Below are 21681 nucleotides of genomic sequence, written 5' to 3' on the forward strand. Positions count from 1 at the left end.
GGACCGCCCAGTGAAGAAGTTCCCACTGACCGGGCTGCTACTGGCCTGCGCCTGGCTGCCGACCATCGCCCTGGCCGGCATGGGGCCGTTCCAGGTGTACGAGCAGGCCCTGCGCCGCGACCCGACGTACCTCGCCGCCTTCAAGGCCCGCGAGGCTGGCCAGGAATACCGGGCCATCGGCCGCGCCGGCCTGCTGCCGAACATCTCGTACAGCTACAACAAGGGGCGCAACGACTCCGAGGTGCGCTACCTGGGGGATTCGCGGCGGCAAAAGGAAGACCGCAACTACAACAGCATGGGCTCGACCTTCATCCTCCAGCAGCCGCTGTTCGACTACGAGGCGTATTCGAGCTACCGCAAGGGTGTGGCCCAGGCGTTGTTCGCCGACGAAAGCTTCCGCGACCAGAGCCAGCAGTTGCTGGTGCGGGTGATGACCAGCTACACCCAGGCGCTGTTCGCCCAGGACCAGATCGCCATCAGCGTGGCCAGCAAGCAGGCCTACCGCCAGCAGTTCCAGCAGAACCAGCGCCTGTTCGACGCTGGCGAAGGCACCCGCACCGATATCCTCGAAGCCCAGGCCCGTTACGAGCTGGCCGATGCCGAGGAGATCAAGGCGCGCAACGAGCAGGATGCCGCGCTGCGCGAGCTGGGCGCGTTGATCGGCGAGCCGGCGGTGCGGGTCGAGGACCTGGCGCCGCTGCGCCTGGGCTTCGCCCTGCCGGTGGTCGACCCCAGCGGCTACGAGGCCTGGCAAGAGCGGGCCCTGGCCAACAACCCGCAACTGGCCTCATCACGCCAGGCGCTGGAAGTGGCGCGTTACGAAGTCGAGCGCAACCGTGCCGGGCACCTGCCCAAGGTCACCGCGTTCGCCACTTCGCGGCGCCAGGAGTCGGACAGCGGCAACACCTACAACCAGCGCTACGACACCAACACCGTGGGCATCGAAGTCAGCGTGCCGATCTTCGCCGGGGGCGGCGTGCTGGCCTCGACCCGCCAGGCCAGCCGGCATCTGGAGCAGGCCGAGTACGAGCTCGACGGCAACACCCGCAGCGCGTTGATCGAGCTGCGCAGGCAGTACAACGCCTGCGAGTCCGGCGCCAGCCGCCTGCGCGCCTACGAGCGGGCGCTGGTGGCAGCCGAGGCGCTGGTGGTGTCCACCCGCAAGAGCGTGCAGGGTGGCGAGCGGGTCAATCTGGACGTGCTCAACGCCGAGCAGCAACTGGCCACCACCCGCCGCGACCTGGCCCAGGCGCGTTACGACTACCTGTTGGCGTGGATCAAGCTGCATTACCAGGCCGGGGTGTTGAGCGAGACGCAACTGGCGCGGGTTGATGAAGCGTTCATCGAGGGCAAGTCAGGCTGAGCCCAAGGCTCCAGGCCATGCACAAATCCCCCTGTGGGAGCGGCCTTGCCGAGGCGTCGGACCGGTCGGAAAGGGCCGCAAAGCGGCCCCAGGATTCGTGCATCAAGCTGATATCGCCGGGGCCGCTACGCGGCCCTTTCGCGACACAAGGCCGCTCCCACAGGGGGATGTCTGGGCATTCAGGCTGCCACGACCAGCTTCCCGCGCTTGCGCTCCGCCAACCCCCACACCACCAGCGCCAGCGCCCCGATCACCAGCCCGGCCACCACGATCCCGTTCCACCCATGCACCTCGAACAGCTGCGTCCCCAGCAACGACCCCAGCGCCCCGCCAATGAAGTAACAGGTGATATACCCGGCATTGAGCCGCGTACGCGCCTCCGGCCGCAGCACGATCACCGCGTTCTGGTTGCTCACGTGCACCAGCTGCACTGCCAGGTCGAGCAGCAGCACCCCCACCAGCAACGCCACCAGCGAGCTCTGCGCGAACCCCAGCGGTACCCACGATAGCAGCAGCGCCACCAGCCCCACGGTGGTGCCCAGCGGCCCCTTGCCTCGATCAGCCAGGCGCCCGGCCCAGTTTGCCGCCAGCGCGCCAACCGCCCCGGCCAGGCCAAACAGGCCGATCACCGCGTCGGAATAGTGATAGGGCGCATTGCTCAGCAGGAACGCCAGCGGCGTCCAGAACAGCGCGAACAGGCTGAAGGCCAGCAACCCCAGCAGCGAGCGCAGACGCAGTACCGGCTCCTCGGCGAACAGGCGAAACACCGAGCCGATCAGCGCCGGGTACTTGAGCCCTGCGTGGCTGTGGTGCCGCGGCAGGCTGCGGTAAAGAGCGAGGGCGCTGATCGCCATCAGCGCCGCCGCCAGCACGTAGATGCTGCGCCAGCCACCCAGCTCGGCCATGAAACCGGCGGCGGTGCGCGCCAGCAGGATGCCCAGCAACAACCCGCTCATCAGCGTGCCTACGGCGCGGCCGCGTTGCTCCGGGGCGCTGAGGGCGGCGGCCATGGGCACCAGTACCTGGGCCACCACCGAGAACAGCCCGGTCAGCGCTGTGCCGAACAGCAGCCACGGCAGGCTTGGCGCGCAGGCGCTGATCAGCAGCCCGGCGGTGGCGATCAGCACCATGGTGACGATCAGTCGGCGCTGCTCGAACAGGTCGCCCAGCGGCGCCAGCAACAGCAGGCCGGCACCGTAGCTGAGCTGGGCGGCGATGACGATGGTGCCGGCGCTGGCGGTGCTCAGGCCGAACTGATGGGCGATGCTGTGCAGCAGCGGTTGGGCGTAGTAGTTGCTGGCCACGGCCAGGCCGGTGGCGGTGGCCATCAGCAGGATCAGGGCGCGGCCGAGAGTCGGGGTGTTCATGGGCAGTCTCGTTGCAGGCAAGGTTGTGTGGCGACAAGTATCAGGAAGTGTCTGGCATGACACCAATGTATAGTTTTCAACTTATCCATCTTGAAAGCAGATAGATCGATGAACCTCAAGCAGCTCGAATACGCCCTGGCCGTGGCCGACACCGGCAGTTTCACCCGTGCCGCCGAGCGCTGCCATGTGGTGCAGTCGGCCCTCAGCCACCAGGTGGCGCGGCTGGAGGCACAGCTGGGGGTGAGCCTGTTCGAGCGCAGTTCGCGGCGGGTGCGCCTGACCCCGGCGGGCGAGGCCTTCGTGCTCAGCGCCCGGCCGGCGGTGGCGGCGGCGCGGCGGGTGGCCGAGGATGTCGCCGCCGCCTGTGGGCAGGTGCGTGGGCGCCTGTCGATCGGCGAGATCAGCTCGCTCACAGCGCTGGACCTGGTCGACCTGCTGGCGGTGTTCCATGAGCGTTATCCGCAGGTGGATGTGCGCTGGTTGACGGCCAAGAGCGAATTGCTGATGGCGGACGTCTGCGAACGGCGCCTGGACGTGGGCTTCATCGGCCTGTGGCAGGGCGAGGCGCTGCACGGCGTGCAGCATCGCCTGCTGGCGCGGGAGGAGCTGGTGGCGGTGCTGCCGCCCGGCCATCGGCTGGAGGGCAGGGCGCAACTGGCCCTGGCCGATCTGGCCGACGAGGTGCTGGTGGACTTTCCCGAGGGCACCGGGGCGCGCCGGCAGACCGACGAGGCGTTCCAGGCGGCGGGGGTGCGGCATCGGGTGCAATTCGAAATCGGCCATATTCGCCTGGTGGAGAAGTTCGTCCAGCGCGGGATGGCGCTGGGGTTGGTGCCCGAGCGCATTGCCCGGGGCTTTCAGCGAGTGGCCATGGTGCCGCTGGTGGATGCGCCGGTGCGGCATTTGTATGCGGTCTGGTCGCCGAGCCCCACACCTGCGGCGCGGGCGTTCCTCGACGTCATGGAACAGAGCCTCCCGCCGACCTGATGCTCCCCTGTAGGAGCGGCCTTGCCGAGGCGTCGGACCGGTCGGAAAGGGCCGCAAAGCGGCCCCGGCAATCTATGCATCAACGCTGAGGTCCTGGGGCTGCTTTGCAGCCCTTTCCGACCGGTCCGACGCCTCGGCAAGGCCGCTCCCACAGGAGACGGTTCCCTGCGTGACAGCGCAGCCCGAATGGCTGGGCGATCTCCTACAGGGGAATGCCACCTCAGGCCGCAAACCCACCATCGGCAAGCAGGCTCGCCCCGGTGATGTACCCCGCTTCAGGTCCCGCCAGGTAAGCCACGAAACTGGCGATCTCGTCCGCCTGCCCGTAGCGCCCGATGGCCATCAACGGAATCAGGCTCTCGGCGAACTCGCCGCTGGCCGGGTTCATGTCGGTGTCCACCGGCCCCGGCTGCACATTGTTGACGGTGATCCCCTGCGGCCCCAGGTCCCGGGCCAGGCCCTTGGTCAGGCCGACCAGCGCCGATTTGCTCATGGCATAGGGCGCGCCGCCGGCGAATGGCATGCGCTCGGCGTTGGTACTGCCGATGTTGATGATCCGTCCACCCTTGCCCATGTGCTTCACCGCCGCCTGGGTGGCCACGAACACGCTGCGCACGTTGATCGCCAGCAGGCGGTCGAAGTCGGCCAGGTCGAACTCGGCCACCGGCGCCACCGCCAGCACGCCGGCGTTGTTGACCAGGATATCGAGGCCGCCGAAGGCCTTGGCGGTGTCGGCGACGGCCTGTTGCACGGCCTGGATATCGGCGCTGTCGGCGCGCAGGGCCAGGGCCTGGCCGCCGGCGTTGTTGATTTCACCGGCCAGGGCCTCGGCGCTGGCGCTGGAGCTGACGTAGGTGAAGGCGACCTTGGCGCCGTCGCGGGCCAAGCGCCGGACGATGGCTGCGCCGATACCGCGTGAACCGCCCTGGACCAGGGCCACCTTGCCGGTGAGGGGAAGTGCTTGGGACATGCTGATCTCCTGCAGTGAAGCAAGGCCGGATGCCTTGGGATGGACGCAGTATCCGCGCTCGATTACCTGTTGATAAGATGGCAATCGAGTTACTCAGAATAAACCAGGAGTTGATAATGGCCGTGGTGGAATCCTTCAGCAGCCTGGAGTGCTTTATCCGCAGCGCCGAAGTCGGCAGCTTTGCCGAGGCGGCCAGGCGCCTGTCGCTCACCCCGGCGGCGGTCGGCAAGAACGTCGCCCAGCTCGAGGCGCGGCTCGGCGTGCGGCTGTTCCTTCGCAGCACGCGCAAGTTGACCCTGACCGAGGCCGGTCAGCGCTTTCTGGCCGAGGTGAGCGAGAGCTTTCGCACCATCCAGTACGCCGTGTCCAACCTCGCCAATTGCGAAGGGCATCCGTCGGGCGTGCTGCGGGTCAGCATGGGCACGGTGTTCGGGCGCCTGTATGTGTTGCCGTTGCTGGGCGAGTTCCTGGCCCGCTATCCGGCGGTGACGGCGGACTGGCATTTCGACAACCGCCAGGTCGACCTGATCGGCCAGGGCTTCGACGCCGCCATCGGTGGCGGCTTCGAACTGCCGCCAGGGGTGGTGGCGCGCAAGCTGACCCCGGCGCACCGGGTGCTGGTGGCTTCGCCGGGCTACCTGCAACAGCACGGACCACTGAGCCGCCCGGAGCAGTTGCAGGCGTGCGCCGGCATCCTTATCCGCTCGCCGCAGACCGGCCGGGTGCGCAGCTGGCCGCTGACCAGCCGCTGGCAGGAGCAGCAGCCGCTGCAACTGCCCCAGCGCCTGACCATGAGCGATTCGGACGCCGCCTGCGCGGTGGCCGAGCAAGGGCTGGGCATCGCCCTGGTCAGCCTGCCGTTCGCCTTGCCCTATCTGACCGCCGGGCGCCTGAGTCGGGTGCTACCGGACTGGTACGTCGACGATGGGCATATCAGCCTGTACTACGCCGAGCGCAAGCTGTTGCCGGGCAAGACCCGGGCCTTCATCGATTTCGTGATGGAGCAGTTCGCCGAGCAGGGGCTGGCGGGGCGGTTCGATGCGTTGCAGAGCCATTGATGGCCTCGCGATGGCGCTTGCTCAGGCGATATCGATGATGAACTGCACCTGCGCCACCCCAGCCACCACCAGGCTTACTTCCTCATCCACCCGCTTGCCGAGCAGTTGCTGCCCCAGCGGCGCGCGTGGCGTGATCACCGTCACCAGCCCATCTCCCTCGCCAACCTTCAGCCCGGCCCCTTCCGGCCCGAGGAACAGCCGGCGCCGCTGGCCCGCCTCATCTTCCAGGGTCACCAGGCAACCGATCTGTATCCCCCGCGCCGGGTCGTAATCGCGCAGCACCCACTGCTGGTAGGTCAGCAACGCCTGGCGGATCTCGGCCGTGCGCCGCGCCTGCCCGGTGGCCAGGTACGATGCCTCAAGCCCCAGGGTGTCGTACTTGTTCTCGGCGATGTTCTCTTCGGCGGTGGCGGCCTCGTAGGCGGTCTGGGCGGCGCGGCGCAGCACCTTCATGTCGAGCTCGAGGGTGGCGATGATGCATTGCAGCAGGCTGGCCTTGTCCATGGTCAGTAGCAGAACTCCAGCACGTTGGCCTGGCTCTTGTCGGTCGGCGCGGTGCGGTTCTGCTGCAGCCAGAACTGGCACTTGGGGCTGTTGAGGTTGCGCGGATTGCCCTGGGCGGCCTCGGCGGCCTGTTGCAGTTCCTGCTTGTGCAGGATGTCCTTGTAGTGCTCGAACATCTGCGCCTGGGCGTCGGCCGGTTGTGCTGGCGCGGCGGCAGGCGCAGGCTGGACCACGGCGGGGACGGCGGCCTCGACCAGTGGCTGCACCTGTGCCGGCCACAGGCGCAGGGCCAGCCACAGGCTCAAGGCGATGGCCACGGCGCCGAGCCACAGACCCAGGGCGACGCACAGCACCAGTTGCACGGGTCTGAGGGTGATCTTCAATTCGCGGGGGCGGGGCATGGCGGCCTCCTGGCAGGCGGTTCGAGGGACCATTCTCGCATGGCGCGACAGGTTTTTTCAGCGCCGCGCTTTTGCTGACGGGCAAATATCCGCAAAATCCGCGGTCTTTTTTCGCAGGTAACGGAACGTGGCGATGAAAACCACCTGGGACATCTTCTGCACGGTCGTCGACAACTATGGCGACATCGGCGTCACCTGGCGCCTGGCGCGCCAGCTGGTGGCCGAGCACGACCTGGCGGTGCGCCTGTGGGTGGACGACCTGCAGGCCTTCGTGCGCCTGTGTCCGGAAGCCGACGGCCAGGCTGGGCAGCAGTGGCAGCAAGGGGTCGAGGTACGCCACTGGCCGGTCGCGTGGCAAGGTGCGGAGCCAGCCGAGGTGGTGGTGGGCGCTTTTGCCTGCCAACTGCCGGACGGCTATGTCCAGGCCATGAGCCAACAGCCCACGCCGCCCTTGTGGCTGAACCTGGACTACCTCAGCGCCGAAGACTGGGTGGAGGGTTGCCATGGCTTGCCTTCGCCCCAGGCCAATGGGCTGCGCAAGTTCTTCTTCTTCCCGGGTTTCACCGAGAATACCGGTGGGTTGCTGCGTGAAGCCACCTTGCTGCCGCGTTGCCAGGCGTTCCGGCAGACGCCCGGCGAGCGGGCGGATTTCCTTGCAAGGCTGGGCGTGCAGCCCCGGGAAGGGGCGCGGCTGATCTCGCTGTTCGCCTACGAGAACCCGCAACTGGGCGACTGGCTCGATGTGCTGGCCGCCGATACGCATTCCACCCACCTGCTGGTGCCGCAGGGGCGCATCCTGGGGGACCTCGGCAACTGGCTGGGCGAGGCGGGCCTGCCCGTGGGCGCGCAGCATCGGCGCGGAGCCTTGACCGTGCAGGTGCTGCCTTTCGTCAGCCAGGACGACTATGACCGGCTGCTGTGGAGCTGCGATTTCAACGCCGTGCGCGGCGAGGACTCCTTCGTGCGTGCGCAATGGGCCGGCATGCCGATGCTCTGGCACATCTACATCCAGGAAGAGAACGCCCATTGGGAAAAGCTCGAGGCCTTCCTCGCCCTTTATCGCCAAGGCCTGTCGGCCGCCGCCGGGCAGGCGCTGAGCGAACTGTGGCGTGCCTGGAACATGGATCGCCCGATGGGCCAGGCCTGGCTGGCACTGCAGCCGCATTGGGACGAGGTGCGCGAACACGCCCGCCAGTGGCAGGCCGCGCAGGCCGCTCGGCCGGACCTTGCCACGAGGCTGGTACAGTTTTACCGAAATTCGCTATGATACGCGGCCTCGATTTTTATAAATCCATCCAGATTCGGATACTTCGTAATGAAAACTGGTAAAGAGCTGAAACCCGGTACCGTACTGCGTATCGACAACGACCCGTGGCTGGTCCAGAAAGCTGAGTTCACCAAGTCGGGCCGTAACAGCGCGATCATGAAGACCAAGCTGAAGAACCTGCTGACCGGCTACAAGACCGAAACCGTATACGGTGCGGACGACAAGCTGGACGACGTGATCCTGGATCGCAAAGAAGCGACCCTGTCGTTCATCAGCGGTGACTCGTACACCTTCATGGACACCTCCGACTACACCATGTACGAACTGAACGCCGAAGACATCGACGCCGTTCTGCCGTACATCGAAGAAGGCATGGAAGACGTCTGCGAAGCCGTGTTCTTCGAAGGCCGCCTGGTATCGGTAGAACTGCCGACCACCATCAGCCGCCAGGTTGTCTACACCGAGAACGCCGCACGTGGCGACACCTCGGGCAAGGTCATGAAGCCTGCCAAGCTGAAGAACGGTACCGAGATCTCGGTTGCCGACTTCATCCAGATCGACGAGTGGATCGACATCGACACTCGCGACAACAGCTTCAAGGGCCGTTCCAAGAAGTAATCCTTCTTGCAATGAGCACGAAAAACCCGGCCGAGGCCGGGTTTTTTTGTGCCTGATTTCAGGCATAGGGTGTGCCCTGTGGGAGCGGCCTTGTGTCGCGAAAGGGGCGCGAAGCGCCCCCGACCATGATTCAGGCAAACCTAAGAAGCTGCCCTCGTGCATTCCGGGGCCGCTTTGCGGTCCTTTCGCGGCACGAGGCTGCTCTCATGGAACAAACCGTAACTTATTGATTTATCTAGGCCCTGTGGGAGCGGCCTTGCGTCGCGAAAGGGCCGCAGAGCGGCCCCGGCGATCTTTGCATCAACACTGAGAACCTGGGGCTGCTACGCAGCCCTTTCGCGACGCAAGGCCGCTCCCACAGGGGGACAGTTCCCTGCGCGACAGCGCAGCCCGACGGGCTGGGTGATCTCCTACACATCGATCGCGTATCACACCGTCACATGCAACCGCACATCCACATTGCCGCGGGTGGCGTTGGAGTACGGGCAGACCTTGTGCGCCTTCTCCACCAGCCCTTCGGCGTCGGCCTGGGCCAGGCCCGGCAGGTTGATGTGCAGGTCGATGTCCAGGCCGAAACCGCCCGGGATCTGGCCGATGCCGACCTTGGCGGTGATCGACGCATCCGCCGGCAGGGCCTTTTTCTCCTGACCGGCGACGAATTTCAGCGCGCCGATGAAGCAGGCCGAGTAGCCGGCGGCGAACATCTGCTCGGGGTTGGTACCGTCACCGCCTGCGCCGCCCAGCTCCTTGGGGGTGCTCAGCTTGACTTCCAGCTTGCCGTCGCTGGAGCGGGATTTGCCATCACGACCACCGGTGGAAGTGGCTTCTGCGATGTACAGCGGAGTGACCTTTTGCATCTTGAGCCTCGCTTGGGTGCTGTGCGCCGTCGGCGCTGAGTGGGTATGAGCTTAAATTAGCGCGCAATTATTTAGTGCGCAAGTTAAATGTTCGGCCATTCATCCGAACGGCCATCTCACAGCTTAGACGTCAGAGGTTTTCTTGCAGCTGCGCACGCAGGGCAAGCAGGTCGGCCTGCAGCTTGCGCAGCTGCTCGGCGCTGTGGCCGCTGGCCTGCAGGATGCACTGCGGCACGCGCCGGGCCTCGGCCTGCAAGGTGCGCCCTTTGTCGGTCAGTTGCACCAGCACCACCCGTTCGTCCTCGCGGCTGCGGCTGCGCTTGAGCAGGCCTTCGCTCTCAAGGCGCTTGAGCAGCGGCGTCAGCGAACCGGGGTCGGTGAGCAGGCGCTGGCTGATCTCGCCCACGGTCAGGCCGTCCTGTTCCCACAGGACCAGCATGGCCAGGTACTGCGGGTAGGTCAGGCCCAGCGCCTGCAGCAGGGGCTTGTAGACCTTGGTCATCAGCAACGAGGTCGAGTGCAGGGCGAAGCAGACCTGGTTGTCCAGCAGCAGCGCGTCGCAGGGGGCTTGGGTGTCGGCGTTCATGCAGGTCCTTGGAATCGGTAAGGGTTAAAATCTAGCACGCCAAAGCTTTGCGCGCTCATTGCCAGCGCAGCTCGCTTCTCAGCGCCAGGTCCCAGGGCGGCACCGGGCTGAAACGGCTCTTGAGAAATTCGAGCAGCAAGCGGCTGCGAGAGTTCGTTTCATGTTCCAGACGCAGGGCATAGATGCCGCTGGTCTCAGGTTCCGGCAGGCCGTTGTCGCAGAACAGCGGGACCAGTTCGCCGCGCAGCAGGTAGTCGCTGATCAGCCAGGTCGGCAGGTGGGCGACGCCCAAGCCGGCCAAGGCGCCGAACAGCAGTGTCTCGGCGTTGTTGGCGGCCATGCGCATGCGCGCCGGACGGTACAGGCGGGTCTGGCCGTCGACCGCGAAACGCCAGGCGAACGGCGGGGCCAGCCCGTCCCAGTCGAGGCCGTCGTGCCCGGGCAGTTCGCTGGGGCAGGCCGGCACCCCGCGGCTGGCCAGGTACGCGGGGCTGGCACAGGCGATGCGCACCATGTAGGCCAGGGGCGTGGCCACCAGGCGGGTGTCGGCCAGGGGGCCGGCGCGCAGCACCAGGTCCACTTCGCCCAGGTGGCTGCCATGCAGGTCGACGAAGCTGTCGATCAGGCGCAGCTGCACGTCGAGCCCGGGGTAGGCCACCAGGAAGTCGGCGATGGCCGGGGCCAGGTGTCGGCGGCCGAAGGCGGCCGGGGCGTCGATGCGGATCAAGCCTTCCGGGGCGTTGCTCAACGACACCGCCTCGGCGCGCGCCAGGCGCAGTTCCTCGATGATGCGCCGGGCCCGTTCGGCGAAGGCGTTGCCGGCCGGCGTCGGGCGCACGGCGTGGGTACTGCGCGAAAACAGGCGGCTGCCCACCGCGCTCTCCAGGTTGTCGATGCGCCGCGCCACGGCCGAGGGCGTCAACGGGTGGCGCCGGGCGGCGGCGGAGAAACTGCCGGTTTCCAGCACGTCGAGGAACAGGCTGAGTTGTTCGGTGAGGATGTCGGGGCTCATGGTGGCTCGGTGCTTGTGCGAAATGCGCAAAGCCATTGTGCGCTGCTGTGCGTTTCCCCGCCAGCCGCGACTGGCTAGCATGCCCTCATTCTCTGAAAGCAGGCGGACGAGGCGCTGATGATCGAGTGGGTGATGTATATCGTGCTGGGGGCCGCGCTCGGCACCTTGGGTGGGCTGTTCGGCATCGGCGGCGGGTTGATCGCCATTCCGGCGCTGGGCGTGCTGTTCGGCCTTGACCAGCAGTTGGCCCAGGGCACCGCCCTGGTGATGGTGGTGCCCAACGTGCTGCTGGCGCTGTGGCGTTATCACCAGCGTAACCGCATCGAGCTGCGCCACGCCGTGCCGTTGTCGCTGTGCAGCTTCGTGTTCGCCTGGCTGGGGTCGATCTGGGCGGTGGGCATCGATGCCCAGTCGATGCGCCTGTACTTCGTCGGATTCCTGGTGGCGCTGGCGGTCTGGAACGTGGCGCGGATGTTCCTGCCGGTGCGTCCGCCGAGCAACCAGCTGCGTTATCCGTGGCCTTGGCTGGGCGTGCTGGGCAGCTTCGCCGGGACCATGGGCGGGTTGTTCGGCGTGGGCGGGGCGGTGGTGGCCACGCCGATCCTGACCTCGGTGTTCGGCACTACCCAGGTGGTGGCCCAGGGGCTGTCGCTGGCATTGGCGGCGCCGAGCACCATGGTGACGCTGTTGACCTACGGGGTGCACCAGAGTGTCGACTGGAGCATCGGCGTTCCGCTGGCCGTGGGTGGGTTGCTGAGCATCAGCTGGGGGGTGAAGCTGGCCCATGCGTTGCCGGAGAAGGTGTTACGCACGCTGTTCTGCGGGTTTTTGGTGGTGTGTGCGGTGATGCTTGGGTTCGAGCTTTAGTATGTAGGGGCTGCTGCGCAGCCCTTTCGCGACACAAGGCCGCTCCCACAGAAGATCGCGTACTTCTGTGGGAGCGGCCTTGTGTCGCGAAAGGGCCGCAAAGCGGCCCCCGGATCCCACCCTTCATTTGAACCCTTCGACGATGTACTCGGCCATGCAGTCGGTGATCGGCGAATGCTGCTGGTCGTTGCGCAGCAGCATCACATTGGCCATGTGCAGCTGCGGCAGGCCGTCGTCCGCGCCGAGGATGCGCAGGTCGCCGCCGATAAGGCTCTGCAGCTGCGCGGTCACCGCCAGCCCGGCATGCACGATGGCGAAGATCGCCGCCAAGCTTGGGCTGGTGTAGGCGATGCGGTACTCGATGCCCTGGCGCTCCAGGGCGTTGCAGGTCCAGGCGCGGCAGAAGCAGTCGGTGTTGAACAGTGCCAGTGGCATCGGCCGCTGCTCGTGGGGGCAGAAACCCTTGGCCGCGGCCCATACCAGGCGCTCCTGGCGCAGCAGTTGGCCGACCTCGTTGCCCGGCTCGCGGGTGACGATGGTCAGGTCCAGGTCCTGGCGCAGCATCAGTTGCTTGGACGAGTCGCAGTGCACCTCGACATGAATCAGCGGATACGCCTGGGCGAAGCGAGTGAGGATGCCCGGCAGGTAGCGCATGGCGTAGTCGTCCGGGGTGCCGATGCGCACCACGCCGACCATGTGCGGCATGCGCAGGGTGTTGAACACCTCGCCGTGCAGCTTGAGGATGCGCCGGGCATAGCCCAGCAGGACCTGGCCCTCGGCGGTGAGGCGCACCTGGCGGCCGTCGCGCTCGAACAGCTGGCGCTGCAGGATGTCCTCTTCCAGGCGCTTCATTTGCATGCTCACCGCCGACTGGGTGCGGTTGACCACCTCGCCGGCGCGGGTGAAGCCGCCTTGCTCGGCGATGGCGACGAAGGTGCGCAGCACGTCCGCGTCGAGACTCTGATACTGGGACATGGCATCAATCTCCGAGATGCATGGCATCAGAAACATTCGTTGGATTGATCTTAGGCCTGGGACGAGACTGGAGCCATCCACAAGGAGGGCGTCAAGATGAAAGGTCATTTCAACGTTGCTCACCAGCCTGGGTCTACCCTCGGCCACCTGTTGCACGATGCCGGCGGGCGGCTGCTGCGCTGGTACGAGCTGCACCGCCAGCGCGACGAACTGGCGCGCCTGAGCGATGCCACGCTGCACGACCTGGGGTTGTCGCGGGCGGATATCCAGCAGGAGGCCGACCGACATTTCTGGGAGGACCCGTTGCGTAAATAGGCCGTGAAGGCTTTGCTGGCCTCTTCGCGGGTAAACCCGCTCCCACAGGTTCGCCGTTGTTCCCAGGTCAACGCTAACCCTGTGGGAGCGGGTTTACCCGCGAATGCTATGGTGCAGACACAGAATGAGTTGCAGAGCCACTGTGAGGTACCTCCATTGCCCCTCGAACTGTCTATCCACCAGGCCCGCCGCCTGGCCCTGTCCGCCCAGGGCTTCGGCAAGTCCCCCGGCAGCCCGGCGACCCTCGCCAGCCTCAACCGCATGTTCCAGCGCCTGGGCGTGGTACAGATCGACTCGGTCAATGCCCTGGTGCGCTCCCACTACCTGCCGCTGTTCTCGCGCCTGGGCGACTACCCGCACGACCTGCTGGACCAGCTCGCCTGGGGTCAGCGTCGCCAGCGCCGGTTGTTCGAATACTGGGGCCATGAAGCGTCGCTGCTGCCGCTGGCGCTGTACCCGCTGATGCGCTGGCGCATGGCTCACGCCGCCGACGGCAAGGGCATCTACCGGCAACTGGCCGCGTTCGGCCGCGAGCGGCGCGAGGTGATCGAGCGGGTACTGGCGGCGGTGCGCGACCAGGGCGCGCTGTGCGCGGGCAGCCTGTCCACCCGCGAGGAGCGCGCCGGCCCCTGGTGGGACTGGAGCGAAGAAAAGCACGCGCTGGAATGGCTGTTCGCCGCCGGCGAGGTCACCGTGGCCGGGCGTCGAGGTTTCGAGCGTCTGTACGACCTGCCCGAGCGGGTGCTGCCGGTGGCCATCCTCGAGCAGGCCCGGCCCAGTGAGGCCGAAGCGCACCAGGGCTTGCTGCTGCACGCCGCCGGTGCCCTGGGCGTGGCCACCGAACAGGACCTGCGCGATTACTTTCGCCTCTCGCCGCAGCAGAGCAAGGCCGCCCTGGCCGTATTGGTCGAGGACGGGCGCCTGCAGGCCTGCACCGTGCAGGGCTGGAAACAATCGGCCTATGTCGCGGGCATGCCACGGATTCCCCGGCGCATCGAAGCCAGCGCCTTGCTCTCGCCGTTCGATTCGCTGGTCTGGGCGCGCGAGCGTACCGAGCGCCTGTTCGATTTCCGCTACCGCCTGGAGATCTACACCCCGGCGCACAAGCGGGTGTACGGCTACTACGTGCTGCCGTTCCTGCACGACGGGCGCATTGCCGCCCGCCTGGACCTGCGTGCCGAGCGCGCCCACGGGCGCCTGGCGGTGCATGCGGTGCACGAAGAGGCGTTGGGGCTGAACGAGGAGGGCTACCAGGCCTTGGCGCTCAGCCTGCAGAAGCTGGCCAATTGGCTGGGCCTGGCGCGGGTGCAGCTCAACTGCCCCCGCGCCGAGGGCAGCCGGCTGCGTCAGGCGTTGCTCAGCGGCGTACCTGCTTGAGGGTTTCGGCGATCAGGAACGCCAGCTCCAGCGACTGGTCGGCGTTCATCCGCGGGTCGCAGTGGGTGTGGTAGCGGTCTGACAGGGCATCTTCGGTGATCGGCCGGGCGCCGCCGATGCACTCGGTGACGTTCTGCCCGGTCATCTCGATATGGATGCCGCCGGCGTGGCTGCCCTCGGCCTGGTGCACCTGGAAGAACTGCTTGACCTCGTCGAGGATCTGCGCGAAATCGCGGGTCTTGTAGCCGCTGCTGGCCTTGATGGTGTTGCCATGCATCGGGTCGGAGCTCCACAGCACCTGGCGGCCCTCGCGCTGCACGGTGCGGATCAGCCCCGGCAGGTGGTCGCCGACCTTGCCGGCGCCCATGCGCACGATCAGGTTCAGGCGGCCCGGGTCGTTGTCCGGGTTGAGCACGTCGATCAGGCGGATCAGCTCCTCGGGGTTCATGCTCGGGCCGACCTTGACCCCGATCGGGTTATGCACGCCGCGCAGGAACTCGACATGGGCGCCGTCGAGCTGGCGGGTGCGGTCGCCGATCCACAGCATGTGCGCGGAGCAGTCGTAATAGTCGCCGGTCAGGCTGTCGCTGCGCACGAAGGCTTCTTCGTAGTTGAGCAGCAACGCCTCGTGGGCGGTGAAGAAGCTGGTCTCGCGCAGTTGCGGCGCGGTATCCAGGCCGCAGGCGCGCATGAAGGCCAGGGTCTCGTCGATGCGGTTGGCCAACTGGTGATACTTGTCGGCCAGCGCCGAGTTGGCGATGAAGTCCAGGTTCCACTTGTGCACCTGGTGCAGGTCGGCGAAGCCGCCCTGGGCGAAGGCGCGCAGCAGGTTAAGGCTGGCGGTGGCCTGGTGGTAGGCCTGCAGCAGGCGCTCGGGGTCAGGGACGCGGCTCTTTTCGTCGAAGCCGATGCCGTTGACGATGTCGCCACGGTAGGCGGGCAGGGTAATGTCGCCGATGGTCTCGTCGTTGGCCGAGCGCGGCTTGGCGAACTGGCCGGCCATGCGCCCGACCTTGACCACCGGGCAGCCGGCGGCGAAGGTCATGACAATGGCCATCTGCAGCAGCACCTTGAAGGTGTCACGGATCTTCGCCGCGGAGAATTCGGCGAAGCTCTCGGCGCAGTCGCCGCCCTGCAGCAGGAACGCCCGGCCCTGGGTCACTTCGGCGAACTGCCGGCGCAGCTCACGGGCTTCGCCGGCGAACACCAGTGGCGGGTAGCTGGCCAGGGTCTGCTCCACCTTCAGCAGGTGCGCGGCGTCGGGGTAGATCGGTTGCTGCTGGATCGGCAGGGTGCGCCAGCTGTCAGGGGTCCATTGTCGGGTCATCGCAAGCTCTATCCATAAGTGTCGTTAAGGCCTGCCAGCCATGGTACGCCCCGGTGTGCTTGTTGCACCACCGGCATTGGCGGACAATGCACGTTTTGCGCGGGCAGGTGGTAAGGATGGCAACGGAGCGGGAAGAGCGGCTGCTGGCACGGGTCGAGGACGCCTTTGGCGTCATCAGCGTGTACGAGGTGGATGATTATCGCTTCCTCGAGTTCGGCGACGCCATCGAGCAGAGCTGCACCTTCACCGCCGATCCGAGCTGGCTGGAGTACGACTACACCCGCGCCATGCTGGTCGGCGCGCTGTGCCACGGGCAGCCGGAGAGCGCGCTGTTCCTCGGCCTCGGCGCCGGCACCCTGACCCAGGCGTGCCTGAAGTTCCTGCCGCTGGAGGATGTCGAGGCCATCGAGCTGCGCCCCGACGTGCCGCGCCTGGCCATGGAGTACATGGGCCTGGACGACGACCCGCGGCTGTATGTACGGGTGGGCGACGCCCTCGAGCTGCTGTCCAGCGCGGAAAAGGCCGACCTGCTGTTCGTCGACCTTTATACCGACTATGGCCCCGGCGTCGGCCACCTGGCCTGGGGCTTCCTGGAAAACTGCCAGAAGCAGTTGAACCCCGATGGCTGGCTGGTGATCAACCAGTGGGCAGGGGACGACGGCAAGCCGCTGGGCGCCGCCTTGTTGCGTGGTTTGTACCATCGCCATTACTGGGAGCTGCCGGTGAAGGAGGGTAACGTGATCCTGCTGGTGCCGGCGGACCTGGAGCAAACGCTGGATATCGATGCCGTGCGGGCACGGGCTGCCGCGCTGGCGCCGCAGCTGGGGTATTCGCTGGAGTACCTGATCAAGGAAATCCGCCCGGCGACATAATGTAGCCGCCTAGCGCGATCCCTGTAGGAGCGGCCTTGTGCCGCGAAAGGGCCGCAGCGCGGCCCCGGGATATGTGCCCGACACAAGATCGCCGGGGCCGCTTTGCGGCCCTTTCGCGACACAAGGCCGCTCCTACATGGAAACGATTCAGCCTGGATCCAATGTGGGCTATCAGTGTCGAAATATTTCTCACAATTCACGGCTATTTCGGGTATAGTACGCGCCGGTCTTTTAGCGGACCTCAAAATCAGGTGGTGCAAATCCTCCGAATCCAGCTTCGGCTGCGCGTCCGCTAGGCGGACCTTCCCAAGACGTTCCTATTTCAATCGTTTTCGCAAATCCCCGCCGCCAAAGCTGCCTGGGTGACCGACTGGTCTTTCAAGGCATGTGCAGCTTTGGAGCATGGGTCTTTGCGGATGCACCTAGAGGCAGACCCATGACCCAGGAAACCGGCGGATTCGCCGCTCTCGAACTCAATCCGAACATCGTTGCTGCCGTCCTGGCCACCGGCTATGAAGAGCCGTCGGCCATCCAGCAACAGTCGATCCCGATCATCCTCGCCGGTCACGACATGATCGGCCAGGCGCAGACTGGCACCGGCAAGACCGCTGCCTTCGCCCTGCCGATCCTCAACAAGATCGACGTGAGCAAGCGCGAACCGCAAGCCCTGATCCTGGCGCCAACCCGTGAGTTGGCGCTGCAAGTAGCCACCGCTTTCGAAACCTACGCCAAGCAGATGCCGGGCGTTAACGTGGTGGCCGTGTACGGTGGTGCCCCGATGGGCCCACAGCTGCGTGCCATTCGCAATGGCGCACAGATCGTCGTCGCCACCCCGGGCCGCCTGTGCGACCACCTGCGCCGCGACGAGAAAGTCCTGTCCACCGTCCAGTACCTGGTACTCGACGAAGCCGACGAGATGCTCAAGCTGGGCTTCATGGATGACCTCGAAGTGATCTTCGACGCCATCCCTGCCACCCGCCAGACCGTGCTGTTCTCCGCCACCCTGCCGGCCTCGATCCGTGCCATCGCCGAGCGCCACCTGCGCGAGCCGAAGCACGTCAAGATCCAGAGCAAGACCCAGACCGTGACCGCGATCGAGCAGGCCCACCTGATGGTCCACGCCGACCAGAAGATCCCGGCCGTGCTGCGCCTGCTGGAAGTGGAAGAGTTCGATGCGCTGATCGCCTTCGTGCGCACCAAGCAAGCCACCCTGGACCTGGCCGCCGCCTTGGAAGCCAAAGGCTACAAGGCTGCCGCGCTGAACGGCGACATCGCCCAGAACCAGCGTGAGCGCGTGATCGACTCGCTCAAGGATGGCCGCCTGGACATCGTCGTCGCCACCGACGTCGCTGCCCGTGGCCTGGACGTACCGCGCATCACCCACGTGTTCAACGTCGACATGCCGTACGATCCGGAGTCCTACGTGCACCGTATCGGCCGTACCGGCCGTGCCGGTCGCGATGGCCGTGCGCTGCTGCTGGTCACTCCGCGTGAGCGCCGCATGCTGCAGGTGATCGAGCGTGTCACCGGTCAGAAAGTCGCCGAAGCCCGCCTGCCTAACCCGCAAGCCGTGCTGGATGCGCGCATCAAGAAGCTGACCAAGAGCCTGGCGCCGCTGGTGGCCGAGTCCGAGGCCAGCCACGGCGAGCTGTTCGACCGCCTGACCGCCGACCTGGGCTGCAGTGCCCGTGCCCTGGCCTCGGCCCTGCTGCGCAAGGCCACCAACGGCCAGGCGCTGGACCTGGCTTCGGTGGAGCGCGAGCAACCGCTGGTACCGACCTACGCCCCGCGTGAGCGTGGTGAGCGCACCGAGCGTGGCGAGCGTCCGGACCGTGGCGAGCGCGAGCGCCGTGCGCCGATGCCGCTGGCCGAAGGCCGCGTGCGTTGCCGTACCGCCCTGGGTGCCCGTGATGGCATCGCCGCCAAGAACCTGCTGGGCGCGATCCTCAACGAGGGTGGCCTGGCGCGTGATGCCATCGGTCGTATCCAGGTGCGTGACAGCTTCAGCCTGGTCGAGCTGCCGGAAGACGGCCTCGAGCGCCTGCTGACCAAGCTCAAGGATACCCGTGTTGCCGGCAAGCAGTTGAAGCTGCGCCGCTACCGCGAAGACTGATCCTGACGCTGCAATAAAAAAATCCCCGGCCTTTTGGTCGGGGATTTTTTTTGCCTGTCCCGGCCTCTTCGCGGGTATCGCGCTGTACTTGTGGGAGCGGGTTTACCCGCGAAGAGGCCCGTCAGTCGAACCGATAGATATCCATCCCCAACGCCCCCAGCGTAAACCCCTGGTACACGACCCCACACCGCCCACCAGCCCCCATGGCAAAGAACAACGGCAACAGATGTTCATCACTGGGATGGTTACGCAGCGCAAACGGCGCCTGCCGCCGATAATCCACCAGCGCCGCCTCATCCCCAGCGTTCAACCGCTCCACCACCCAGTCACGAAACGCCAGCGCCCAGGGCTCGACCGCATCCGGCCCGGCATGCCAGTCCAGTTCGCCCAGGTTGTGGGTGATGCTGCCCGAGCCGACCAGCAGGATGCCTTCTTCGCGCAGTGCCGACAGCGCCCGGCCAACCTTCAGTTGCAGATCAGGACCGGCCTGGCTGGGCAGCGACACCTGAACCACCGGAATATCTGCCTCGGGATACATCAGCGACAGCGGCACCCAGGCACCATGGTCGAAGGGCCGTTGCGGGTCCAGCCGCGCGCCCAGGCGCTCGGCGACCTGCTGGGCCAACTCCGGCGCGCCGGGCGCGGGGTATTGCACGGCGTACAGCGCCGGTGGAAAGCCGTGGAAGTCATGCCAAGTCGGCGGCTGGGCGTTGCCCATCACCAACAGCTCGCGGCTCTCCCAGTGCGCCGACACCACCACGATCGCCTTCGGCCGGGGCAGGGCACGGGCCAGCGTGGCCAGGGCCGGGCCGCTGGCGCCGGGTTGCAGGGCGAGCATGGGCGATCCGTGGGAGATGAACAGGCTGGGCAGCATGGCGGAGTCCTGGCAGGTAAGATGCAGCCATCTTCGATCAGCCTTCGATCGAGATCCAATATAAGTTTTCACAGGCTTTTATCGAAAAACCGGGAGGAATCATGGAGCCAGCGTTCTGGCACAAACGGTGGGCGGACAACCAGATCGGCTTTCACCAACCCCAGGTGAACCCGTACCTGCAGGCGCACTGGCCGACGTTGGGGCTGGCCCAGGGCGCACGGGTGCTGGTGCCGCTGTGTGGCAAGAGCCTGGACCTGCTCTGGCTGGCCGCCCAGGGCTATCGGGTGCTGGGGGTGGAGCTGTCGCGCAGGGCGGTGGCGGACTTCTTCACCGAACATGGCTTGGTGGCGCAAATTTCTCGGCACGGTGCCTTCGAGGTGTGGCGCAGCGACGAGGTGGAGTTGTGGTGCGGGGATGTGTTTGCCCTGCGCGCCGAGGATCTGGCGGATTGCGCGGGGGTATATGACCGGGCGGCGTTGATCGCCTTGCCGGTGGTGATGCGCGAGCGCTACATGGCGTTGTTGGGTGAGCAGTTGTCGGCGGCCTGTCGGGGGCTGTTGGTGACCCTGGATTACGACCAGGGATTGATCGACGGGCCACCGTTCTCGGTGCCGGACGCCGAAGTGCGGGCTGGGTTTGCCGGGTGGCGGGTCGATGAGGTGGAGGCGCGGGAGATTCTGGACGAGAGTCCGAAGTTTTTGAAGGCCGGTGTTGAAAGCCTGGTTGAGCGAGTCTATCGGCTACGACGCTGAGCTGGCAGTGTCGCGCTGGGAACTGTCCCCTGTGGGAGCGGCCTTGTGTCGCGAAAGGGCTGCGCAGCAGCCCCGGCAATTTCGATGGTGACTCAGAATCTGGGGCCGCTGCGCGCCCCTTTCGCGACACAAGGCCGCTCCCACAGGGGAAGGCGACATGGCAAATAGCAAATAGAAAGGGCGACCTAGGTCGCCCTTTCTTGTTGCTGCCTGTATCAACCGCGACGGCGCAGGGCGTCGATGCGGTCTTCCAGCGGCGGGTGGCTCATCAGCAGGCCGGCCAGGCCATGCTTGAGGCCGCCATTGATGCCGAAGGCCTTCATGGTGTCGGGCATGTGCACCGGCAGGCCCTGTTCCGAGCGCAGGCGCTGCAGCGCGCCGATCATCGCACCGGTACCGGCCAGGTGGGCACCGGCTTCGTCGGCGCGGAACTCGCGGCGACGTGAGTACCACATGACGATGATACTGGCGAGGATGCCCAGGACCAGCTCGGCGACGATGGTCGCGATGAAGTAGGCGATGCCGTGGCCTTCTTCGTTCTTGAAGATAACCCGGTCGACGAAATTGCCGATGATGCGGGCGAAGAACATCACGAAGGTGTTCACCACGCCCTGCACCAGCGCCATGGTGACCATGTCGCCATTGGCCACGTGGCCGATCTCGTGGGCCAGTACCGCACGCACCTCGTCGGGCGAGAAACGCTCAAGCAGGCCCTGGGAAACGGCGACCAGCGCGTCGTTGCGGTTCCAGCCGGTGGCGAAGGCGTTGGCCTCGTAGGCCGGGAAGATACCCACCTCGGGCATCTTGATGCCGGCCTCGCGGGACAGTTCCTCGACGGTCTGCAGCAGCCACTGTTCGTGACGGGTGCGGGGCTGGGTGATGATCTGGGTGCCGGTGGTCATCTTCGCCATCCACTTGGAGATGAACAGCGAGACGAGCGAGCCAGCGAAACCGAACACGGCGCAGAAGACCAGCAGCTGCCCAAGGTTGAGGTCAACCCCGTTGGCCGCCATGAACCCGTTGAAGCCGAACAGGCTCAGGGTAATGCTTGCAACCAGCACCACCGCGAGGTTGGTGGCTACAAACAACAGAATGCGCATCATGGTTGTTACGTTCTCCTGACGGATAAGTTCGTTGCGTACTGCGGGGTATATAAGGGGGAGGGCGCGGCTATTCAACCGGGCGACTATTTCAAACTGTGTACGCGAGGAGTATGGCA

General features: G+C 66.2%; 21 protein-coding genes and 1 pseudogene. 11 read left to right on the forward strand and 11 right to left on the reverse strand.

Annotated elements, in window-relative coordinates:
- Nucleotides 1–10: 10 nt before the first annotated feature.
- Nucleotides 11–1363, forward strand: coding sequence for a TolC family outer membrane protein (locus tag DMX06_RS10110; RefSeq protein WP_110736646.1), 1353 nt, complete (start codon nucleotides 11–13; stop codon nucleotides 1361–1363).
- Nucleotides 1364–1542: 179 nt separating this feature from the next.
- Here DMX06_RS10110 and DMX06_RS10115 read toward each other — a convergent pair whose 3' ends face one another.
- Entirely contained in the window at nucleotides 1543–2730 is a 1188-nt protein-coding gene (locus DMX06_RS10115) for an MFS transporter (protein ID WP_110736648.1), read from the reverse strand.
- Nucleotides 2731–2838: 108 nt separating this feature from the next.
- On the opposite strand from DMX06_RS10115, the gene DMX06_RS10120 reads away from it, so the two are divergent.
- On the forward strand, nucleotides 2839–3717 hold the full coding sequence (locus DMX06_RS10120) for a LysR family transcriptional regulator (protein ID WP_110736650.1): 879 nt from the start codon (nucleotides 2839–2841) through the stop codon (nucleotides 3715–3717).
- Between the two features lie 220 nt (nucleotides 3718–3937).
- On the opposite strand, the gene DMX06_RS10125 is transcribed toward DMX06_RS10120, so the two are convergent.
- Entirely contained in the window at nucleotides 3938–4687 is a 750-nt protein-coding gene (locus DMX06_RS10125; protein ID WP_110736651.1) for a 3-oxoacyl-ACP reductase family protein, read from the reverse strand.
- Nucleotides 4688–4803: 116 nt separating this feature from the next.
- On the opposite strand from DMX06_RS10125, the gene DMX06_RS10130 reads away from it, so the two are divergent.
- On the forward strand, nucleotides 4804–5745 hold the full coding sequence (locus tag DMX06_RS10130) for a LysR family transcriptional regulator (RefSeq protein ID WP_110736653.1): 942 nt from the start codon (nucleotides 4804–4806) through the stop codon (nucleotides 5743–5745).
- Nucleotides 5746–5766: 21 nt separating this feature from the next.
- Here DMX06_RS10130 and DMX06_RS10135 read toward each other — a convergent pair whose 3' ends face one another.
- Together DMX06_RS10135 and DMX06_RS10140 are read right to left on the reverse strand one after the other, a co-directional pair.
- Nucleotides 5767–6249 carry a GreA/GreB family elongation factor gene (locus tag DMX06_RS10135; RefSeq protein ID WP_110736654.1) on the reverse strand — a complete coding sequence of 161 codons (483 nt, stop codon included), beginning with the start codon at nucleotides 6247–6249 and terminating at the stop codon, nucleotides 5767–5769.
- Between the two features lie 2 nt (nucleotides 6250–6251).
- On the reverse strand, nucleotides 6252–6650 hold the full coding sequence (locus tag DMX06_RS10140) for a hypothetical protein (protein ID WP_110736656.1): 399 nt from the start codon (nucleotides 6648–6650) through the stop codon (nucleotides 6252–6254).
- A 133-nt stretch (nucleotides 6651–6783) separates the two neighbouring features.
- Between DMX06_RS10140 and earP the strand changes: the two genes are divergently transcribed.
- Nucleotides 6784–7917, forward strand: coding sequence for an elongation factor P maturation arginine rhamnosyltransferase EarP (gene earP / locus DMX06_RS10145; RefSeq protein WP_110736657.1), 1134 nt, complete (start codon nucleotides 6784–6786; stop codon nucleotides 7915–7917).
- Nucleotides 7918–7965: 48 nt separating this feature from the next.
- The gene (gene efp / locus DMX06_RS10150) at nucleotides 7966–8535 is read left to right on the forward strand and encodes an elongation factor P (protein WP_110736659.1); all 570 of its coding nucleotides are present in this window, start codon (nucleotides 7966–7968) and stop codon (nucleotides 8533–8535) included.
- 428 nt (nucleotides 8536–8963) lie between these two features.
- On the opposite strand, the gene DMX06_RS10155 is transcribed toward efp, so the two are convergent.
- The 3 genes from DMX06_RS10155 to DMX06_RS10165 all read right to left on the reverse strand — a co-directional run bounded on the left by DMX06_RS10155 (nucleotide 8964) and on the right by DMX06_RS10165 (nucleotide 10990).
- On the reverse strand, nucleotides 8964–9392 hold the full coding sequence (locus DMX06_RS10155) for an organic hydroperoxide resistance protein (RefSeq protein ID WP_023632623.1): 429 nt from the start codon (nucleotides 9390–9392) through the stop codon (nucleotides 8964–8966).
- A 130-nt stretch (nucleotides 9393–9522) separates the two neighbouring features.
- On the reverse strand, nucleotides 9523–9978 hold the full coding sequence (locus tag DMX06_RS10160; RefSeq protein ID WP_110736660.1) for a MarR family winged helix-turn-helix transcriptional regulator: 456 nt from the start codon (nucleotides 9976–9978) through the stop codon (nucleotides 9523–9525).
- 55 nt (nucleotides 9979–10033) lie between these two features.
- Nucleotides 10034–10990 carry a LysR family transcriptional regulator gene (locus tag DMX06_RS10165; RefSeq protein ID WP_110736662.1) on the reverse strand — a complete coding sequence of 319 codons (957 nt, stop codon included), beginning with the start codon at nucleotides 10988–10990 and terminating at the stop codon, nucleotides 10034–10036.
- A gap of 117 nt (nucleotides 10991–11107) precedes the next feature.
- On the opposite strand from DMX06_RS10165, the gene DMX06_RS10170 reads away from it, so the two are divergent.
- Entirely contained in the window at nucleotides 11108–11857 is a 750-nt protein-coding gene (locus DMX06_RS10170; RefSeq protein WP_110736664.1) for a sulfite exporter TauE/SafE family protein, read from the forward strand.
- A gap of 123 nt (nucleotides 11858–11980) precedes the next feature.
- On the opposite strand, the gene DMX06_RS10175 is transcribed toward DMX06_RS10170, so the two are convergent.
- Entirely contained in the window at nucleotides 11981–12832 is an 852-nt protein-coding gene (locus DMX06_RS10175) for a LysR substrate-binding domain-containing protein (protein ID WP_028691732.1), read from the reverse strand.
- A gap of 96 nt (nucleotides 12833–12928) precedes the next feature.
- Here DMX06_RS10175 and DMX06_RS10180 point away from each other — a divergent pair, with 96 nt between their 5' ends.
- Nucleotides 12929–13147 carry a DUF1127 domain-containing protein gene (locus DMX06_RS10180; RefSeq protein ID WP_028691731.1) on the forward strand — a complete coding sequence of 73 codons (219 nt, stop codon included), beginning with the start codon at nucleotides 12929–12931 and terminating at the stop codon, nucleotides 13145–13147.
- Nucleotides 13148–13255: 108 nt separating this feature from the next.
- Nucleotides 13256–14524: a winged helix-turn-helix domain-containing protein gene (locus tag DMX06_RS10185; protein WP_110736665.1), complete on the forward strand. Its 1269-nt coding sequence runs from the start codon at nucleotides 13256–13258 to the stop codon at nucleotides 14522–14524.
- Here DMX06_RS10185 and DMX06_RS10190 read toward each other — a convergent pair.
- Nucleotides 14505–15851 (reverse strand): class II 3-deoxy-7-phosphoheptulonate synthase, encoded by a 1347-nt coding sequence (locus DMX06_RS10190; protein ID WP_110736667.1) that lies wholly within the window; start codon nucleotides 15849–15851, stop codon nucleotides 14505–14507. The two genes, DMX06_RS10185 and DMX06_RS10190, sit on opposite strands and share 20 nt — an antisense overlap.
- 116 nt (nucleotides 15852–15967) lie before the next feature.
- On the opposite strand from DMX06_RS10190, the gene DMX06_RS10195 reads away from it, so the two are divergent.
- The gene (locus DMX06_RS10195; RefSeq protein WP_110736669.1) at nucleotides 15968–16723 is read left to right on the forward strand and encodes a spermidine synthase; all 756 of its coding nucleotides are present in this window, start codon (nucleotides 15968–15970) and stop codon (nucleotides 16721–16723) included.
- Between the two features lie 402 nt (nucleotides 16724–17125).
- Nucleotides 17126–18836 (forward strand): annotated as a pseudogene (locus DMX06_RS10205) (DEAD/DEAH box helicase).
- A gap of 121 nt (nucleotides 18837–18957) precedes the next feature.
- Here the strand turns inward: DMX06_RS10205 and DMX06_RS10210 are convergent.
- Nucleotides 18958–19710, reverse strand: coding sequence for a DODA-type extradiol aromatic ring-opening family dioxygenase (locus DMX06_RS10210; RefSeq protein ID WP_110736673.1), 753 nt, complete (start codon nucleotides 19708–19710; stop codon nucleotides 18958–18960).
- 101 nt (nucleotides 19711–19811) lie between these two features.
- Here DMX06_RS10210 and DMX06_RS10215 point away from each other — a divergent pair, with 101 nt between their 5' ends.
- Entirely contained in the window at nucleotides 19812–20462 is a 651-nt protein-coding gene (locus DMX06_RS10215) for a thiopurine S-methyltransferase (protein ID WP_110736675.1), read from the forward strand.
- Between the two features lie 215 nt (nucleotides 20463–20677).
- On the opposite strand, the gene htpX is transcribed toward DMX06_RS10215, so the two are convergent.
- Entirely contained in the window at nucleotides 20678–21565 is an 888-nt protein-coding gene (gene htpX, locus DMX06_RS10220; protein ID WP_038705666.1) for a protease HtpX, read from the reverse strand.
- Nucleotides 21566–21681: the final 116 nt, after the last annotated feature.

Origin of the sequence: Pseudomonas mosselii (assembly GCF_003205295.1) — a bacterium.
GTDB lineage: Bacteria > Pseudomonadota > Gammaproteobacteria > Pseudomonadales > Pseudomonadaceae > Aquipseudomonas > Aquipseudomonas mosselii_B.

Coding starts and splice junctions, on each gene's coding strand:
- DMX06_RS10115 (WP_110736648.1), bottom strand. CDS start 2,730: ATGAACACCCCGACTCTCGGCCGCGCCCTGATCCTGCTGATGGCCACC.
- DMX06_RS10120 (WP_110736650.1), top strand. CDS start 2,839: ATGAACCTCAAGCAGCTCGAATACGCCCTGGCCGTGGCCGACACCGGC.
- DMX06_RS10125 (WP_110736651.1), bottom strand. CDS start 4,687: ATGTCCCAAGCACTTCCCCTCACCGGCAAGGTGGCCCTGGTCCAGGGC.
- DMX06_RS10130 (WP_110736653.1), top strand. CDS start 4,804: ATGGCCGTGGTGGAATCCTTCAGCAGCCTGGAGTGCTTTATCCGCAGC.
- DMX06_RS10135 (WP_110736654.1), bottom strand. CDS start 6,249: ATGGACAAGGCCAGCCTGCTGCAATGCATCATCGCCACCCTCGAGCTC.
- DMX06_RS10140 (WP_110736656.1), bottom strand. CDS start 6,650: ATGCCCCGCCCCCGCGAATTGAAGATCACCCTCAGACCCGTGCAACTG.
- earP (WP_110736657.1), top strand. CDS start 6,784: ATGAAAACCACCTGGGACATCTTCTGCACGGTCGTCGACAACTATGGC.
- efp (WP_110736659.1), top strand. CDS start 7,966: ATGAAAACTGGTAAAGAGCTGAAACCCGGTACCGTACTGCGTATCGAC.
- DMX06_RS10155 (WP_023632623.1), bottom strand. CDS start 9,392: ATGCAAAAGGTCACTCCGCTGTACATCGCAGAAGCCACTTCCACCGGT.
- DMX06_RS10160 (WP_110736660.1), bottom strand. CDS start 9,978: ATGAACGCCGACACCCAAGCCCCCTGCGACGCGCTGCTGCTGGACAAC.
- DMX06_RS10165 (WP_110736662.1), bottom strand. CDS start 10,990: ATGAGCCCCGACATCCTCACCGAACAACTCAGCCTGTTCCTCGACGTG.
- DMX06_RS10170 (WP_110736664.1), top strand. CDS start 11,108: ATGATCGAGTGGGTGATGTATATCGTGCTGGGGGCCGCGCTCGGCACC.
- DMX06_RS10175 (WP_028691732.1), bottom strand. CDS start 12,832: ATGTCCCAGTATCAGAGTCTCGACGCGGACGTGCTGCGCACCTTCGTC.
- DMX06_RS10180 (WP_028691731.1), top strand. CDS start 12,929: ATGAAAGGTCATTTCAACGTTGCTCACCAGCCTGGGTCTACCCTCGGC.
- DMX06_RS10185 (WP_110736665.1), top strand. CDS start 13,256: ATGGTGCAGACACAGAATGAGTTGCAGAGCCACTGTGAGGTACCTCCA.
- DMX06_RS10190 (WP_110736667.1), bottom strand. CDS start 15,851: ATGACCCGACAATGGACCCCTGACAGCTGGCGCACCCTGCCGATCCAG.
- DMX06_RS10195 (WP_110736669.1), top strand. CDS start 15,968: ATGGCAACGGAGCGGGAAGAGCGGCTGCTGGCACGGGTCGAGGACGCC.
- DMX06_RS10210 (WP_110736673.1), bottom strand. CDS start 19,710: ATGCTGCCCAGCCTGTTCATCTCCCACGGATCGCCCATGCTCGCCCTG.
- DMX06_RS10215 (WP_110736675.1), top strand. CDS start 19,812: ATGGAGCCAGCGTTCTGGCACAAACGGTGGGCGGACAACCAGATCGGC.
- htpX (WP_038705666.1), bottom strand. CDS start 21,565: ATGATGCGCATTCTGTTGTTTGTAGCCACCAACCTCGCGGTGGTGCTG.